Below are 15,511 nucleotides of genomic sequence, written 5' to 3'. Positions count from 1 at the left end.
GGTGCGGGTGTGGGTGCTGCGGCCCCAGAGCCGTGCGGCCCGGAGCCGTGCGGCCCCGGGGTCCTGGGGTGCCGGGGTGCCGGGGTGTCCCTACTGGCCCACGCGCCCGGGCTGGAGCGTCGTGGTGAAGAGTACGCCGCCTCCCTGGCGTCGCAACCGGACGGTGAGCTCCCCGCGCTCGCCGTCGATCTCGACCTCTCCGTAGTACGGAGGGTTCTCGGACGGTGACATGTTGGCCAGCGGGGCCGACTGGACGTACGCGGTCTCGGGGCCGAAGGTGGCGTCGAGCTTGCCGGCCGGGAACCCGCCCGCGCCGACGGGACCGGAGACGAACTCCCAGAACGGTGCGAAGTCGGTGAAGGCGGCCCGCTCGGGGGCGTAGTGGTTCGCGGCCGTGTAGTGCACGTCTGCGGTGAGCCAGAGGGTGCCCGTGATGCGCTGGTGCTTGATGTGGCGCAGGAGTTCGGCGATCTGCAGCTCGCGGCCGAGCGGCGCGCCCGGGTCGCCCTGGGCCACGGCCTCGAAGTTCGCGGTGCCGTCGGCCACGACGATGCCCAGCGGCATGTCGGAGGCGATGACCTTCCACGTGGCGCGCGAGCGCGACAGCTCGCGCTTGAGCCAGGCCAGCTGTTCCTGCCCGAGGATGCCGATGGGGTCCACGGTCTGGCGGTCGGGGGAGTTGACGTTCCGGTAGGTGCGCATGTCGAGGACGAAGACGTCGAGGAGTGGCCCGTACCGCATCACCCGGTACATCCGGCCCTCGGCGCGGCCGCCCCGGAGGTCGGTGACGGGGAAGTACTCGCCGAAGGCCTGGCGGGCGTGGGCGGCGAGGGTGTCGATGTCCCGCACGGTGTAGCGAGGGTCCTCGATCACCTGGCCGGGGTACCAGTTGTTGCGCACCTCGTGGTCGTCCCACTGGGCGAGGACCGGCACCTGGGCGTTGAAGTCGCGCAGGTTGCGATCGAGCAGGTTGTAGCGGAAGTTCCCGCGGAACTCGTCGAGGGTCTCGGCGACCTTGGCCTTCTCCTCGGTGGTGACATTGCGCCAGATGCTGCCGTCGCGCAGCGGGACCGAGGCCTGGATCGGCCCGTCGGCGTAGATCGTGTCCCCGCTGAAGAGGAAGAAGTCGGGGTCGAGCCGGCGCATCTCGTCGAAGACGCGGTAGCCGCCGAGATCCGGGTTGATGCCCCAGCCCTGGCCCGCGAGGTCTCCCGACCACAGGAAGCGCACGGTGTGGCGGCGGGACACGGGGGTGGTCCGGAAGGTGCCGTGGACCGGTTCGCCGGTGCGGCGCGGGTCGTCCGGGTCGGACAGGACCACCCGGTAGTGGATCTGCTGCCCGGGCGGGAGGTCGCGCAGGGTGGTGGTGCCCGTGAAGTCGGTGGCGGGGCCGAGGAACGGGCCGCCGTGGCGCCGGACGCCGTAGCGGAACGATTCGCTCGGGGAGGTCTCGACGTACATCCGCGCCGGCCGGTCGGAGCGCGTCCAGATGGTGGCCGAGTGCGCGGTGATCTCACCGGACTGGGGCCCCCAGGGCGCGCCGGGGCGGCCGGAGCGGGTGAACGCCGGGGCGGTGGCGGGCGCGGCGATCGCGGGTCCGGCGATTGCGCCGGACAGGGCAAGGCCCACCGGAACGGCGAGTGAACCGCCGAGCAGGGACCGTCGGGTGTGCGGCATCGGTGTCATCGGAGCGTCTCCAGGGGCCGGCGGGGACGGGTCGGACCAGTGTGCCGCCGTACACCGGCCCGCCCGCGTCGCGCAAGGGAACCGTGGATGAACAGCCGTCAGCCGCTCAGCAACTCTGGCCGGTTGTGGCCCGTACGGTGTCCAGAACCACACGGGATACCAGCGCCGGGTCGTCGTTCATCGGGACGTGACCGCATCCCCGGAGCCGGATCAGCCGGGCGTCGGGGACGGCGTGCTTGGCGCGTACACCCTGCCGGGGCAGGAGCAGCCGGTCGCGGGAGCCCCACGCGATGGTGACCGGCAGGCCGGGCACGTCCGAGGTGAAACGTACGGAGCGGCCCGCGGCCAGGGTCTCCTCGAATCCGGTGGCCTCGCGCAGGGCCACGGTCTCGGCGACCACGGCCTGCGGTGAACGGCGGGCGGGGTGGGCGTAGATGGTGCCGGTGAGTGCGGCCCGGCCGGCGGCGCTGCGCGAGAGCCGCTCCAGGGTGGAGTGGGGCAGGGCGAGCGCGCCGACGCGCATCGCGCGCAGGGTGGCGAAGGCGTACTTGCGCTCGGCCTCGGTCCAGAAGCCGGCGGGGGAGAGCGCCGTGACCGAGCGGACCAGGTTGCTCCGGCCCATTTCGAGCGCGAGGAGGCCGCCGAGGGAGTTGCCGACCACGTGCGGCCGCTCGACGCCGAGGGCGGAGCAGAGCGCGCCGAGCGCGGGGACGAAGGTCTCCAGGTCGTACGGGACTCCCTCGGGCAGCGGCTCCGAGGCGCCGAAGCCGGGCAGGTCGACGGCGATCACGTCGTGTTCGGCGGCCAGGATGTCGGTCACGGGGTGCCAGGCCTGGAGATGGTGGCCGATGCCATGCAGCAGGAGAAGCGGCGCGCCGGCGCCCTTGCGTTCGTAGGCGACGGTGGCGGTGCGGGGGCCCAGCGGCGATTCGATCGGGAAGGAGACCGTGGCGGTCATGCTGCTCCTCGTCGGGTGGACGCGTGTAAGACAGGCTGTCAGTAATGACTACCGTCATGATTACCGTCCGGTAGCCCGGTGGGACAAGCCTCCGGCGCGTGTGTCGGGACGAGCGAGAACATCGCATGAACGGCTTGATGCGTATGCCCGATCTGCCCGGTAAGGGGTGAGGATTGGTCTTGACCAAGGGGGTGCGCCGTCCTATCGTCGCAGGGATAGTGCAGGAACCTTTAATAAACAAGGGCGCGGAACTGCCGCTGGAACACGGCGATTGCAGCGATGGCAGGAGGAGTCAGGGTGGGGACCACGCAGCTCGAAACGGTGCCGGAACCGAAGTACTGGCACCTCAAGACCGTCCTCAGCGAGGCGCTCGACCAGGACTTCGCCGTGGGTGAGGTCCTCCCGAACGAACGTGAGCTCGCCGCCCGTTTCGGAGTCGCTCGCGCGACCCTGCGGCAGGCCCTGGAACAGCTCGAACTCGAAGGCCGGCTGCAGCGCCGCCGCGGGGTCGGTACCACCGTCGCCCCGCCGCGGGTCGGCGTGGCCGTCGGCAGCACGCGGCACAGCTGGCCCGGCGAGAGCGCCGACGGCTGGGAGGTCGTGGACGTGGCTGACGCCGCCCTGCCGTCCGCCGCCGTCCTGGGGCTCCTCGGCGCCGCCGCCGACCAGCCCGTGCACACCGTGCGCCGGACCCGGGTCTCCCACGGCCAGGCCGTCGCCGCCGAACTGCTCTACGTGCCGGCCGCCTCCGTGCCCGGCCTGTCCGCCATCGACGCCCCGGCCGGACCCGCCCGCGCCCGCACCGTGCTGCGCGAGCTGCAGCGGCTCGTCCTCGACGGCCAGGACCGCTCGGTGGAGCTCGGTTCGGCGCGTGCCGACGACGCCAAGGAACTGGACCGGCTGCCGGGCGCCCCGGTGCTCGTGGTCACCACCCGTTACTTCACCGCCGCGGGAACGGCCGCCGTCTCGGTCGCCACGTACCGCGCGGACACCTGCCGCCTGACCTTCGGCGACGCGGGCGACGTGGAGATAGCGCACGAGGCGCGCGCCGCCTCCTGACCACCGCGGTTTCCCGCCGCACCACGACGGCCCCGCCCGGCACCTGCCGGGACGGGGCCGTACGGGTCTCTCGGGCATGGCCGTGCCCCGTCGTACAGTTCTGCAGGTCCTGCAGGCGTTCCGCCGTCCGGCGCACGGCGGTCCGGAGCCCCGTGGTCCACGGCCCGTGGCTCGCGGCCTGACCCGGCCGACGGCCCGTGCACCGCGGCCTGTGGCCCGTGGCCCGCGGCCTCTACACCGTGGCCGGTGGTTCGCGGGCTGCGCTCAGGTAGCCCGTCGCCCGTGCACCGCGGCCTGTGGCCCGTCGTTCGCGGCCTGTGCTCCGTGGCCGGTGGTTCGCGGGCTGCGCTCAGTAGCCGTCGCCCGTGCACCGTGGCTTGTGGTCCGTGGCCCGTCGTTCGTGGCCTGCGCTCCGGGGCCCGCGGTCTATGGCCCGCGGCACGAGGCCCGTGCTTCGCGGGTGCGCTCAGAGCCCGCAGCGCGTGGCCAGTGGTCCCTGGCCCCTCCCGGGCGGCCGGCCGCGGGAACCCGACTCGACGCGCCCGTCAGCGGCGCCGCGTCGTGACCGTCTTCTCCACCGCGAAGAGCTCTTCCTCCACGTGGTCCAGCGCCAAGCGGAGGGCTCCGGTGGCCACCGCGGCCTCGCCGAGCAGGGACTGTGCCACCCGCGGGGGGCGCAGGCAGTAGCGCTCCAGCTCCCGTCGCAGGGGGTCCAGGACCCCGTTCAGCCCGGCCGCCCAGCCCCCGACCACGACCAGCTCCGGATCCAGGGCCAGGACCAGTGCCGCCACATCGTGCACCAGCCGCTGGATGAAGCGCTCCACCGCGGCAACGGCCCGCTCGTCGCCCCGCCGGGCCATCGCGAACACCTCGGCCACCGCCTGCTCGTCCAGCGGGTGCAGCGGTTCGCCCGTCGTGGACAGCAGCTTCTCCGGCGTGACGTCGCGGCCCAGCAGGTGCAGGGCACCGATCTCACCGGCCGCCCCGCCGAACCCGCGGTGCAGCCGTCCCCCGATCAGCGAACCCGCGCCGGGGCTGAGCCCCGCCATCACGAACACCACGTCGTCGGTGTCCTGCGCGGCGCCCTTCCAATGCTCCGCGACCGCGGCCGCATTGGCGTCGTTCTCCACCTGCACCGGGCAGCGGAACGAGCGCCGCAGCCGCTCACCGAGCGGCAGCCCGGTCCAGCCGGGCAGAGCCGTGCCGAGGCGTACGGTGCCGTCCGCCTCCAAGATCCCAGGGCTGCCGACACCGACCGCGCGCAGCGAGTCGCGGGGCACGCCGGCGCGCCGGAGCAGATCGGCCACCGCCGCCCGTACCCGCTCCAGCCGCTCGTCCGCGGACGCGGTCTCGGCGACGTCCTTGGTGCCGGCGCCGATCACTCGCCCGTCCAGCCCGGACAGCAGCACCGCGATCCGGTGCGAGCCGATCTCGATGCCGAGGAGGTGCCCCGCCTCGGCCCGGAACCGGTAGCGTCTGGCCGGTCGCCCCTGGCGCCGCGCACCCTCCTCCGCGCCGGCCTCGACGACGAGCCCGGTCCCGACCAGCCCCTCGACCACCCCTTCGACGGTCGGCCGGGACAACCCGGTCACCCGGGTGAGGTCGGTGAGTGTCGGCGATTCGGCCGCCCTCAGTGCCCGCAGCACCACGGCCGAATTGATTCGCCGAAGCAGAGAGGGATCCCCGCCGGTCAGCTGCCCCAACGTGTGTCCTCCCAGATGGCGAGCCTGTCTGCCGGATCGTACTGCGCCCCCGCGATCGCTGCGAGAAGCAGCCCCCCATCGGCCGGAACCGGCCGCTCCCCTCACGCGGGGGCGACGAATCCCGACTCGTACGCCGTGATCACGGCCTGGGTCCGGTCGCGTGCCCCCAGCTTGCCCAGAATTGCGCTCACGTGGGACTTGACCGTCTCCGTGCCGACGATCAGCTCGCGGGCGATCTCGACGTTCGTCAGACCTCTGGCCATCAGCCGCAGCACCGCCTCCTCCCGCTCGGTCAGCGCGGCTCGTTCCAGCACCGATCGCGCCTGCCGGTTCCCGTACTCCGCGGCCAGGGCCCGCACGGCCGCCGGGAACAGCAGCGTGTCGCCCTCCGCGACCAGCCGTACCGCATGGACGATCTCGGAGGGGCGGGCCCGCTTCAGCAGGAACCCGTCCGCCCCGGCCCGCAGGGCCTGGTACACGTACTCGTCGTTCTCGAACGTGGTCACGACGAGGATCTTCGGTGGCGAGTCCACGGTCCGCAGCACGGCCCGCGTCGCCTCGATCCCGTCCAGCAACGGCATCCGCACGTCCATGGCGACCACGTCGGGCCTCAGCTGCCGGACGAGCGGGACGACGGAGGCGCCGTCGGCCGCCTCGCCCACCACCTCGATGTCGGGCTGTGCATCAAGGACGGCACGCAGACCAGCGCGTACCAGGGGTTCGTCATCGACGAGCAGAACGGTAACCGGCATCCGGTCAGCGTATTCGCTCCAGCGGAAGCCGTGCGCGCACTCTCCAACTGCCCTCGAACGGCCCGGTCTCGGCCTCCCCGCCGAGCAGCGCGGCCCGCTCCCGCATCCCGCGCAGTCCGCTCCCGCCGCCGGCCATGAGGGTGGGCCCCTCCGGCAACGGGTTCGTGACCTCGATGTCCAGCCGGCCGACGGCCATCTCCACCTGGACCCGGACCGGAACCGGACCGCAGTGCCGCAGCACGTTCGTGAGCGCCTCCTGCAGGATCCGGTAGCCCTCCCGGGTGACGGGTCCCGGCAACTGTTCCAACGGCCCGCTCAGTTGGGCGTCCACATGCGACCCCGAGGCCCGGGCCGACTCCAGCAGCCGGTCGGCTTCCGCCAGCGTCGGCCGCTGCGAGACGGGCTGCGCCGATTCCCGCAGGACCAGCAGGACCCGTTCCAGGTCCTCCAGCGCGGCCCGGCCCGTCTCCTCGATCGCGTTCAGCGCCCGGTCGGTGAACTCCGGGTTGCCGGCGGCTCGCGCCGCCCCCGCCTGCACCACGGCCACCGTCAGGGCGTGCCCGATCGAGTCGTGCAGCTCCCGCGCGATGCGGGTGCGCTCCAACAACTGCTCGGTGCGTGCCTCCAGGGCGGTGAGCCGCTCGGCTGCCGAAGGCCCCAGCAACCGGCGCGCGACCGCGGTAACCAGCTCGCCCAGCAGCACCACTATGACGATGAGAAGGGCCAACGGCACCGGAACGAGCAGTGCGGCGGCCCAACGCGGCGGAAGGAAGGGCAGCATGGGGCCCGAGTCGAGCGGGTGCCCGATCGCCGCCGCGATCAGTTCGACAGTCATTTCCGGCAGCCACAGGGTCGCGAACATGGCGGCGAGCGCGATGACCAGCCGTATCTCCAGCCACAGCAGTGTCCGCCACCGGTCGCCCCACCGTGCCGACGGGGCAGCGCTGATGGTGCTGTCGGGGTTTCCGTGGTCGTGCGGCGTGAGAAGGAACTGCGCCTGCAGCCCCTCGGCCAGCCGCACCCACGGCACCAGGCCGAACGGTATGACGATGACCAACGGCATCCACGGCCATGCCGGCTCTATGAACATCCACAGGGCGAGCAGCAGCACGGGCACACACAGGTGCAACCAGCGTGAGTAGGTCACCGGTTGGAGCGGGGCACGGAGCAGTCGGTACATGCCCCCATCGTGGCAGTGACCGGCGACGATGCGTCTCCCCCACGTGGGGGAGACGGCACCCTCGCATGGGGGAGGGAAGGGGGTGGGGCGGGCGGCGAGTCTTGAGCCATGAACAGCATCGAGATCCGAGAACTGACCAAGGAATACGGCCGGACCCGGGCCGTGGACCGCCTCACCTTCGATGTCCTGCCGGGGCGGGTCACCGGATTCCTGGGCCCCAACGGCGCCGGCAAGTCCACGACGATGCGCCTGCTGCTGGGCCTGGACCGGGTCACCTCCGGGACGGCCACGATCGGCGGGGCGCGGTTCACCGACTTCCCCGAGCCGCTCCACCGGGTCGGCGCACTCCTGGACGCCCAGGCGGCCCACGGCGGGCGCACCGCCCGGGACCACCTCCGCTTCCTCGCCGCGGCCAACCGCATCCCGCTGCGCCGGGTCGAAGAGGTACTGGAGCAGGCGGGGATAGCATCGGCGGCCAGGCGGCGGATCAAGACCTTCTCGCTCGGCATGCGCCAGCGCCTCGGCATAGCGGCCGCGCTGCTGGGAGACCCCGAGGTGCTGTTGCTGGACGAGCCGACAAACGGGCTTGATCCCGAAGGCATCATCTGGATCCGCGAGCTGATGCAGGGTCTCGCCGCGGAGGGGCGCACGGTGCTCGTCTCCAGCCACCTGATGTCCGAGACCGCGGCGCTCGCCGACCACCTGGTCGTGCTCGGGCAGGGCAAGCTGCTGGCCGACTCCTCCATGGAGGAGTTCATCGACGCCCGCAGCACCCCGAAGGTGCGTCTGCGCACCTCCGACCCGGTCCGGCTGCAGGCGGCCCTGGCCCGGGACGGCTTCGAGATGGCGAGCGCCGATGACGGGCGCTGGACCGTGGAGGGCATACGGGCGGAGCAGCTCGGCGGCATGGCCGCCCGTGAGGGCATCCCCGTGCTGGAACTCTCCGACGAACGCGCCTCACTGGAGCAGGCCTACCTCGACCTCACCGCCGACCACGCCCAGTTCGCCGCCACCCACTGACTTTCCCCAAGATTCAAGGAGGCTTCGCCATGAGCGCTGCTCTGCCCACCGTCCCCGTCCTGCACTCGGAATGGATCAAGATACGGTCCCTTCGCGGCACATTCGGAGCACTGATCGCCATGCTCGTGGCCACCGCCGGGATACAGGCCCTGGCGGCCGCCACGGTAGGCCAGGCCGAGGCGGGCAGCATGGCAGAAGACCCGCTTCTCGGAGCCTTCTACGGCATCAGCTTCGGCCAGATAGCAGCCTTCGCCCTCGGGGCGAGCGCGCTGTCTGCCGAGTTCCACAACGGCGCCCTGCGTACCACGCTGACCGCGGTGCCGAACCGTACCCGCTTCTATCTGTCGAAGATCGCCATGGTGGGCGCGCTCGCCTTCCTGGTGGGCCAGGTCACCGGACTCCTCACCTTCGTCCTGGGCCAGGCGCTGATGGGCCGGTACGCCCTCTCGCTGGGGGATCCGGGCACCCTCCGCGCCGTCTTCGGCAGCGGTGTGTACCTCACGCTCATGGCCCTGTTCGCGGCCGGACTGACAGCGGTGCTGCGCAGTGCGGCGGTCGTCCTGAGCGTGCTCATACCCTTCGTCGTCATGGCTCCGTTCATCATCGGCCAGGCCGCCGGCGGTGTCGCCGAGTTCCTGCCGGACCAGGCCGGGCAGCTCGTGATGCACCTGGACTCCACCGGCCGGCTCGGTCCCTGGAGCGGCCTCGGGGTGCTGGCGCTGTGGGCGCTGGCCGCGGTGACCGGCGGCTGGCTGGCCGTGCGCCGGCGGGACGCGTGATGCCGAGCCAGTTGTCAGTGGTCCCCGGGATACTGACGGCATGACCACGGCAGAGCATCTCGACACGATCGACCGGCTCCGGACGCGTGATTTCCCCGACGTCCGGGGCAGGTCCGAAGTGGGCACCAGCGGCCCTGGCTACCACCTCGCGGAGCTGGGCGGAAGCCGGTGGTACGGGGACGAGGACGCGGCCGAGCGCCTGGAGCACGAGGACCAGGTGGCTGCTGAGTTCGAGGCCCTCGCTCAGCGGCTGGAGGAGCGTTGGGGGGAGCCCGACCGGTTCACGCTCGACAGCCTGAAGCTGCGGACGGAGGACGGGGAGGTGGCGCAGCCGTGGCAGGAGATCGCCGACACCAGCGACCACCTGCACCTCTGGCGGGCCGGGGACCGCTGGGTCGCCGTCTACGAGGCCCGGTGGGGGGCCGACCACTCGCCGCAGCTGATGGCCGCGGTGACCGTGATCGACCCGCCCTAGGTTTCGGGGGTCGACTCGGCGGCCGCGCGGAGGCGGGCGTACTCCTGGGCCATGGACTCCGCGGTCCAGTGGGCGTTGAGACCGCTGGGATTGGGGAGCGCCCAGATGCGGGTGGAGCCGATGGTCCGGTCCTGGGGGCCGATCAGGGCCTTCCGCTCGCCGAAGGCCGTGCGGTACGCGGTGACCCCGACGACCGCCAGCCACTGCGGGCGCAGCCGTTCCACCTTGGCGGTCAGGATGCGGCCCCCCTCGCGCAACTCCTCGGTGCTCAGCTCGTCGGCCCGGGCCGTGGCTCGGGCGACGACATTGGTGATGCCGAGCCGGTAGGCCAGCAGCTCCTCCTGCTCCGCGGGGTCCAGGCGGCGCGGGGTGAAGCCGGACAGGTGCAGGACGGGCCAGAAACGGTTGCCGGGGCGGGCGAAGTGATGGCCCGTCGCGGCGGAGAGGAGACCCGGGTTGATTCCGCAGAACAGCACACGCAGACCGCCCGTGACCACGTCCGGGAGGACGCGGTCACGGGCGGCGCTCAGCTCTTCGGGGGTCAGAGGATCGACCCCGGCGTGTACCCGGCGGCCTCCGGGTGCTGCTTGGCGATCGCCTCGATACGGGAGACCACCGCCGAGACCTGGTCACCGGCGGCGCCCGTGAAGGACAGCTTGTCGGCCATCAGGGCGTCGAGCTGGGCCCGGTCCAGCGGCATCCGCTCGTCGGCGGCCAGCTTGTCCAGCAGCTCGTTCCGCTCGGCGCCCTGCTCGCGCATGGCGAGCGCGGAGGCCACCGCGTGCTCCTTGATGACCTCGTGGGCGGCCTCGCGGCCGACACCGGCCCGCACCGCGCCCATCAGGACCTTGGTGGTCGCGAGGAACGGCAGGTAGCGGTCCAGCTCGCGGGCCACGACCGCCGGGAAGGCGCCGAACTCGTCGAGGACCGTCAGGAAGGTCTCCAGCAGGCCGTCGAACGCGAAGAACGCGTCGGGCAGGGCCACCCGGCGGACCACGGAGCAGGAGACGTCGCCCTCGTTCCACTGGTCGCCGGCCAGTTCGCCGGTCATCGAGGCGTAGCCACGCAGGATGACCATCAGGCCGTTGACGCGCTCGCAGGAGCGGGTGTTCATCTTGTGCGGCATCGCGGAGGAGCCGACCTGACCGGGCTTGAAGCCCTCGGTGACCAGCTCGTGGCCGGCCATCAGGCGGATCGTCTTCGCGATCGACGAGGGGGCGGCCGCCAGCTGCACCAGGGCGGTGACCACGTCGTAGTCGAGCGAGCGCGGGTAGACCTGGCCGACGGAGGTGAAGGCCTGGGCGAAGCCGAGGTGGGCGGCGATCCGCTGCTCCAGGTCGGCCAGCTTGGCGGCGTCGCCGCCCAGCAGGTCGAGCATGTCCTGGGCGGTGCCGACCGGGCCCTTGATCCCGCGCAGCGGGTAGCGGCCGAGCAGGTCCTCCAGGCGGTCGTAGGCGACCAGCAGCTCGTCGGCCGCGGTGGCGAAGCGCTTGCCCAGGGTCGTTGCCTGCGCGGCGACGTTGTGGGAGCGGCCGGCCATGACCAGCTCCGCGTGCTCGCCGGCCAGCTTGCCGAGGCGGGCGAGGACGGCGACGGTACGGTCGCGGGCCAGCTCCAGAGAGAGCCGGATCTGCAGCTGCTCGACGTTCTCGGTGAGGTCGCGGCTGGTCATGCCCTTGTGGACGTGCTCGTGGCCGGCGAGGTCGTTGAACTCCTCGATGCGGGCCTTCACGTCGTGCCGGGTGACCTTCTCGCGCTCGGCGATGGAGGCGAGGTCGACCGTCTCCAGGACGCGCTCGTAGTCGGCGAGGGCGGCGTCGGGGACGTCGATGCCGAGGTCCTTCTGGGCGCGGAGCACGGCGAGCCACAGCCGCCGCTCCAGCGTCACCTTGTACTCGGGGGACCACAGGACGGCGAGCTCCGCGGAGGCGTAGCGGCCGGCCAGGACATTGGGGATGCGGGGCTTGGCTGTCACGTGTAGGGATTCTACTTGTGCCGCCGCTGTGCGTTTACGCAGGTAGGGACCCCGCCTCGGATTGTGCCTTGCTACGAGAGCCGCTCGGTCGCAGCGGCCTCGTACGGCAGCAGCTCCGGGCGCTTGGCAGGGCGGCCGTCCCCGGAGGAGCGGCCGGTCAGCCGGCGGCCGACCCACGGCAGCAGGTGCTGCCGCGCGAAGCTCAGGTCCTGGGAGCGGCGCACGGCCCAGCCCGGCGCCACCGCGGGCGGGAGTCCGGCGCGCCAGTCCTGCTCGGGCGGCAGACCCAGCGTCTGCCAGACCGCCTCCGCCACCCGGCGGTGGCCCTCGGCCGTCAGATGCAGCCGGTCCGCGTCCCACATGCGGGGGTCGGCGAGCACGGCGGCCCCGTACAGGTCCACCACCAGGGCCCCGTGCCGGGCGGCCAGCCCCTCGATGATGACGAAGAGCTCCTCCATACGCGGACGGAAGCGGTCCATCACCGGCCCGTTGCGCCCCGGCGAGCGCATCAGGACCAGCGTCTTGCAGGTGGGCGCCAGCAGTACCACGGCCTCTTCCAGGTGCCCGCGCACCCGGCCCATGTCGACCTTCGGCCGCAGGGCGTCGTTCAGGCCGCCGACCAGCGTCACCACGTCGGCGCCCATCGTCGCCGCGACCGGGGCCTGGTCCTCGGCGATCTGCCCGATCAGCTTCCCGCGCACCGCGAGGTTCGCGTAACGGAAGCCGGGCTCGCGCGCCGCGAGGCGGGCGGCCAGCAGATCGGCCCAGCCGCGGTAGGAGCCGTCGGGCTGCAGGTCGGACATGCCCTCCGTGAAGGAGTCGCCGACCGCGACGAAACTGGTGTAACGCGCATTCATCTCCATGGCGGAGCGATGCTACCGCGCGGTACCCCTGCCCCGCAGGGGCGGGGCACCGCTCCGGCGGCAGCCGCGTCAGGCCGAAGCCGGCCTGCCGAACAGCTCGCGCAGCACGTCCTCCATCGTGACCAGCCCCGTCATCACCCCGCCCGAGCCGAGCACCGCCGCCAGGTGCGTCCGGCTGCGCCGCATCGCGGTCAGCACGTCGTCCAGCGGGGTCTCCGCCCGTACCTGGGCGATCGGACGCAGCGCGGTCACCGGGAACGGCTGGTCCCGCTCCGGTCCCTCCGTGTCCAGGGCGTCCTTGACGTGCAGGTACCCGAGGATCCCCGCCTGGGCGTCGATCACCGGGAAGCGCGAGTACCCGGACTCGGCCGACAGCCGCTCCAGACCCGTCGGCGAGATGCCCTCCCGGGCCACGACGACCCGGTCGAGCGGCAGCACCACATCGGTGACCGGCCGCCGGCCCAGCTCCAGGGCGTCGTACAGCCGCTCGCTCGCCCGGTCGTCGATCAGCCCCGCCGCGCTGGAGTCCTTCACGATCCGCGCCAGCTCGTCGTCCGTGAAGGTCGCCGCGACCTCGTCCTTCACCTCCACCCGCAGCATCCGCAGCAGCAGGTTGGCGAAGGCGTTGATCGCGAAGATCACCGGCTTCAGCGCCCGGGTCAGGGTCACCAGCGGCGGACCCAGCAGCAGCGCGGTGCGCACCGGCTCGGACAGCGCCACGTTCTTCGGCAGCATCTCGCCGAAGAGCATGTGCAGGTACGTCGCCAGCGTCAGCGCCACCACGAACGAGATGGCGTGCGTCAGCCCGGAGGGCACCCCGAAGAGGTCGAACAGCGGGGTCAGCAGGTGTGCGATGGCCGGCTCGGCCACCACACCGAGGACCAGGGTGCACAGCGTGATGCCCAGCTGCGCGGCCGCCATCAGCGCCGAGAGGTGCTCCAGGGCCCAGAGCACGGCGCGGGCACGCCGGTCGCCCTGCTCGGCGTACGGCTCGATCTGGCTGCGCCGTACGGAGATCAGTGCGAACTCCGCGCCGACGAAGAAGGCGTTGACGGCCAGGGTCGCCAGGCCGATCAGCAGTTGGAGCGCCGTCATCGGGCTCCCTCCCCACCCTGGTCCTGCGAAGGCTCGACGGGCGCGTGCAGCAGCACCCGCGCCGCCCGCCGGCCGCCGGCGTCCACCACGTCGAGCCGCCAGCCGCCCAGCTCCAGGCTGTCGCCGACGGCCGGGATCCGGCCCAGCTCGGTCGCTATCAGCCCTGCGAGGGTCTCGTACGGGCCGTCCGGCACGCGCAGTCCGATCCGTTCCAGCTGGTCGGTGCGCGCGGCGCCGTCGGCGGAGTACAGGCGGCGCCCGGAGGCGTCCGTCCCGGCCGGCGCCAGGTCCGACGTCTCGTGCGGGTCGTGCTCGTCGCGCACCTCGCCGACGACCTCCTCGACGATGTCCTCCAGGGTGACCACGCCGGCCGTGCCGCCGTACTCGTCGATCACCACGGCCATGGTCTGGCGGCCGGACAGCAGGTCCAGCAGCCGGTCCACGGTCAGCGACTCCGGTACCAGCAGCGGTTCGCGCAGCAGCTGGGAGACGGGGCGGCGGTGGCGCTCCCCGGCGGGCAGTGCGAGCACGTCCTTGACGTGGACGGTGCCGACGACGGTGTCGAGGCTGCCGCGGTAGACCGGGAAGCGCGAGAGCCCGGTCGCGAGCGTCGCGTTCGCCACGTCCTCGGCGGTGGTCTGCACATCGAGGGCGGTGACCTGGACCCGCGGGGTCATGACGTTCTCCGCGGTCAGGTCGGCGAGGTTCAGGGTCCGTACGAACAGTTCGGCGGTGTCCTTCTCCAGCGCCCCGGCCTTGGCGGAGTGCCGGGCCAGCGCCACCAGCTCCTGCGGGGTGCGCGCCGAGGTCAGCTCCTCCGTCGGCTCCATGCCGAACCGGCGGACCATGTGGTTCGCCGTGCTGTTCAGATGGCTGATGAAGGGCCGGAAGGCGCGGCTGAAGACCCGCTGCATGGTGGCCACCCGCTTGGCGATGGCCAGCGGGGACGAGATCGCCCAGTTCTTGGGTACCAGTTCGCCGACGACCATCAGGACGACGGTCGAGAGCACGGTGCCCAGGACCAGGGCGGTGGAGGAGGCGGCTGCGGCCGACAGTCCCATCGCCTCGAAGGGTCCCTGGAGCAGGGTGGCGATCGAGGGCTTGGAGATCATGCCGATGACCAGGCCGGTCACGGTGATGCCAAGCTGGGCGCCGGAGAGCTGGAACGTCAGGCTGCGGACGGCCGCGAGGGCGCTCTCCGCCCCGCGCTCGCCGCGCTCCACGGCCTGTTCGAGCTCGCTGCGCTCGACGGTGGTCAGCGAGAACTCGGCCGCGACGAATGCTCCGCAGGCAAGGCAGAGCAGCAGCGCCACGACGAGCAGGAGCACTTCGGTCATCGGTCGGTCACCTCCGTCCCATGATCAGCCAGGAGGAGGGGTATCGCGCGATGTCGGGTACTGGGGGGCTCGCCCATGGGCGGACGCTCACACCTTTCGTTCGAGTCGGTCGACTACTGTCCACAATAGTAAAGGATGAGCAAAGGGGGAGGATCATTCTTTTGGTGGAGCGCACCCGGATGATGGGATCCCGAGATGAGTGATCTTCATATCGGTCCGGCGCCGGCCGCCGATCTCTCCGCCGTGCTCGACTTCTGGAAGACCGCTGCCGAGGGAACGAGTATCAGCGACGACCTCGCCGGGGTCGAGCAGCTCCACGCCCGCGATCCGGAAGCCCTGCTGCTCGCCCGGCGCGACGGCGAGCTGGTCGGCACCGTGATCGCCGGCTTCGACGGCTGGCGCTGCCACCTCTACCGGCTCGCGGTGCACCCGTCGCACCGCAGGCAGGGCATCGGGTCGGCACTGCTGGCCGCCGCTGAGGAACGGTTCATGGCGCTCGGCGGACGGCGCGCGGACGCGATGGTGCTGGACCGCAACGAGCGGGCGCACGGAGCGTGGGAGGCGGCCGGGTACCACCCGGAGGACCACTGGACGCGCTGGGTCAAGCCGCTGGGCGGCTGAGAGGCGGC

Annotated in this window: 15 protein-coding genes; 5 read left to right on the top strand and 10 right to left on the bottom strand. The window is 72.1% G+C overall.

What is annotated here, in order from left to right; all coding sequences use genetic code 11:
• Positions 1-90: 90 nt before the first annotated feature.
• Both ABTY04_RS05855 and ABTY04_RS05850 read right to left on the bottom strand, forming a co-directional pair.
• The gene (locus ABTY04_RS05855) at positions 91-1,677 is read right to left on the bottom strand and encodes an alkaline phosphatase D family protein (protein ID WP_352212067.1); all 1,587 of its coding nucleotides are present in this window, start codon (positions 1,675-1,677) and stop codon (positions 91-93) included.
• A gap of 115 nt (positions 1,678-1,792) precedes the next feature.
• Complete coding sequence (locus ABTY04_RS05850) at positions 1,793-2,644, bottom strand: alpha/beta fold hydrolase (RefSeq protein ID WP_352212066.1); 852 nt, start codon at positions 2,642-2,644, stop codon at positions 1,793-1,795.
• Between the two features lie 297 nt (positions 2,645-2,941).
• Here ABTY04_RS05850 and ABTY04_RS05845 point away from each other — a divergent pair, with 297 nt between their 5' ends.
• A complete protein-coding gene (locus ABTY04_RS05845; RefSeq protein WP_352212065.1) occupies positions 2,942-3,703 on the top strand; it encodes a GntR family transcriptional regulator in 762 nt (253 codons plus the stop codon).
• Positions 3,704-4,248: 545 nt separating this feature from the next.
• Here ABTY04_RS05845 and ABTY04_RS05840 read toward each other — a convergent pair.
• From ABTY04_RS05840 to ABTY04_RS05830, 3 genes are all read right to left on the bottom strand, one after another.
• On the bottom strand, positions 4,249-5,406 hold the full coding sequence (locus ABTY04_RS05840) for an ROK family transcriptional regulator (RefSeq protein WP_352212064.1): 1,158 nt from the start codon (positions 5,404-5,406) through the stop codon (positions 4,249-4,251).
• A gap of 101 nt (positions 5,407-5,507) precedes the next feature.
• The gene (locus tag ABTY04_RS05835; protein ID WP_352212063.1) at positions 5,508-6,158 is read right to left on the bottom strand and encodes a response regulator; all 651 of its coding nucleotides are present in this window, start codon (positions 6,156-6,158) and stop codon (positions 5,508-5,510) included.
• A 4-nt stretch (positions 6,159-6,162) separates the two neighbouring features.
• Positions 6,163-7,338: a sensor histidine kinase gene (locus ABTY04_RS05830; protein WP_352212062.1), complete on the bottom strand. Its 1,176-nt coding sequence runs from the start codon at positions 7,336-7,338 to the stop codon at positions 6,163-6,165.
• Between the two features lie 108 nt (positions 7,339-7,446).
• On the opposite strand from ABTY04_RS05830, the gene ABTY04_RS05825 reads away from it, so the two are divergent.
• From ABTY04_RS05825 to ABTY04_RS05815, 3 genes are read left to right on the top strand one after another with little or no spacing between them, the layout of a single operon-like run.
• On the top strand, positions 7,447-8,358 hold the full coding sequence (locus ABTY04_RS05825; RefSeq protein ID WP_352212061.1) for an ABC transporter ATP-binding protein: 912 nt from the start codon (positions 7,447-7,449) through the stop codon (positions 8,356-8,358).
• 29 nt (positions 8,359-8,387) lie between these two features.
• A complete protein-coding gene (locus tag ABTY04_RS05820) occupies positions 8,388-9,137 on the top strand; it encodes an ABC-2 transporter permease family protein (protein ID WP_352212060.1) in 750 nt (249 codons plus the stop codon).
• Positions 9,138-9,177: 40 nt separating this feature from the next.
• Entirely contained in the window at positions 9,178-9,612 is a 435-nt protein-coding gene (locus ABTY04_RS05815; RefSeq protein WP_352212059.1) for a hypothetical protein, read from the top strand.
• On the opposite strand, the gene mug is transcribed toward ABTY04_RS05815, so the two are convergent.
• The 5 genes from mug to ABTY04_RS05790 form a co-directional block, all read right to left on the bottom strand.
• The gene (mug, locus tag ABTY04_RS05810) at positions 9,609-10,157 is read right to left on the bottom strand and encodes a G/U mismatch-specific DNA glycosylase (protein WP_352212159.1); all 549 of its coding nucleotides are present in this window, start codon (positions 10,155-10,157) and stop codon (positions 9,609-9,611) included. The two genes, ABTY04_RS05815 and mug, sit on opposite strands and share 4 nt — an antisense overlap.
• Complete coding sequence (gene purB, locus ABTY04_RS05805) at positions 10,154-11,587, bottom strand: adenylosuccinate lyase (protein ID WP_352212058.1); 1,434 nt, start codon at positions 11,585-11,587, stop codon at positions 10,154-10,156. Before purB ends, mug begins: the two co-directional genes overlap by 4 nt.
• A gap of 71 nt (positions 11,588-11,658) precedes the next feature.
• The gene (locus ABTY04_RS05800) at positions 11,659-12,450 is read right to left on the bottom strand and encodes an SGNH/GDSL hydrolase family protein (protein ID WP_352212057.1); all 792 of its coding nucleotides are present in this window, start codon (positions 12,448-12,450) and stop codon (positions 11,659-11,661) included.
• Between the two features lie 69 nt (positions 12,451-12,519).
• Positions 12,520-13,545: a hemolysin family protein gene (locus ABTY04_RS05795; protein ID WP_352212056.1), complete on the bottom strand. Its 1,026-nt coding sequence runs from the start codon at positions 13,543-13,545 to the stop codon at positions 12,520-12,522.
• Complete coding sequence (locus ABTY04_RS05790) at positions 13,542-14,882, bottom strand: hemolysin family protein (RefSeq protein ID WP_352212055.1); 1,341 nt, start codon at positions 14,880-14,882, stop codon at positions 13,542-13,544. The genes ABTY04_RS05795 and ABTY04_RS05790 overlap by 4 nt, the downstream gene beginning before the upstream one ends.
• Before the next feature lie 195 nt (positions 14,883-15,077).
• Here ABTY04_RS05790 and ABTY04_RS05785 point away from each other — a divergent pair, with 195 nt between their 5' ends.
• Positions 15,078-15,503, top strand: coding sequence for a GNAT family N-acetyltransferase (locus ABTY04_RS05785; protein WP_352212054.1), 426 nt, complete (start codon positions 15,078-15,080; stop codon positions 15,501-15,503).
• The last annotated feature ends 8 nt before the right edge of the window (positions 15,504-15,511 follow it).

The organism is Streptomyces sp. NPDC097981 (genome assembly GCF_040302565.1).
Classification (GTDB): Bacteria; Actinomycetota; Actinomycetes; order Streptomycetales; family Streptomycetaceae; genus Streptomyces.
Note: the sequence above shows the minus strand (reverse complement) of the source record. Positions and strands in the feature narration are given on the sequence as shown.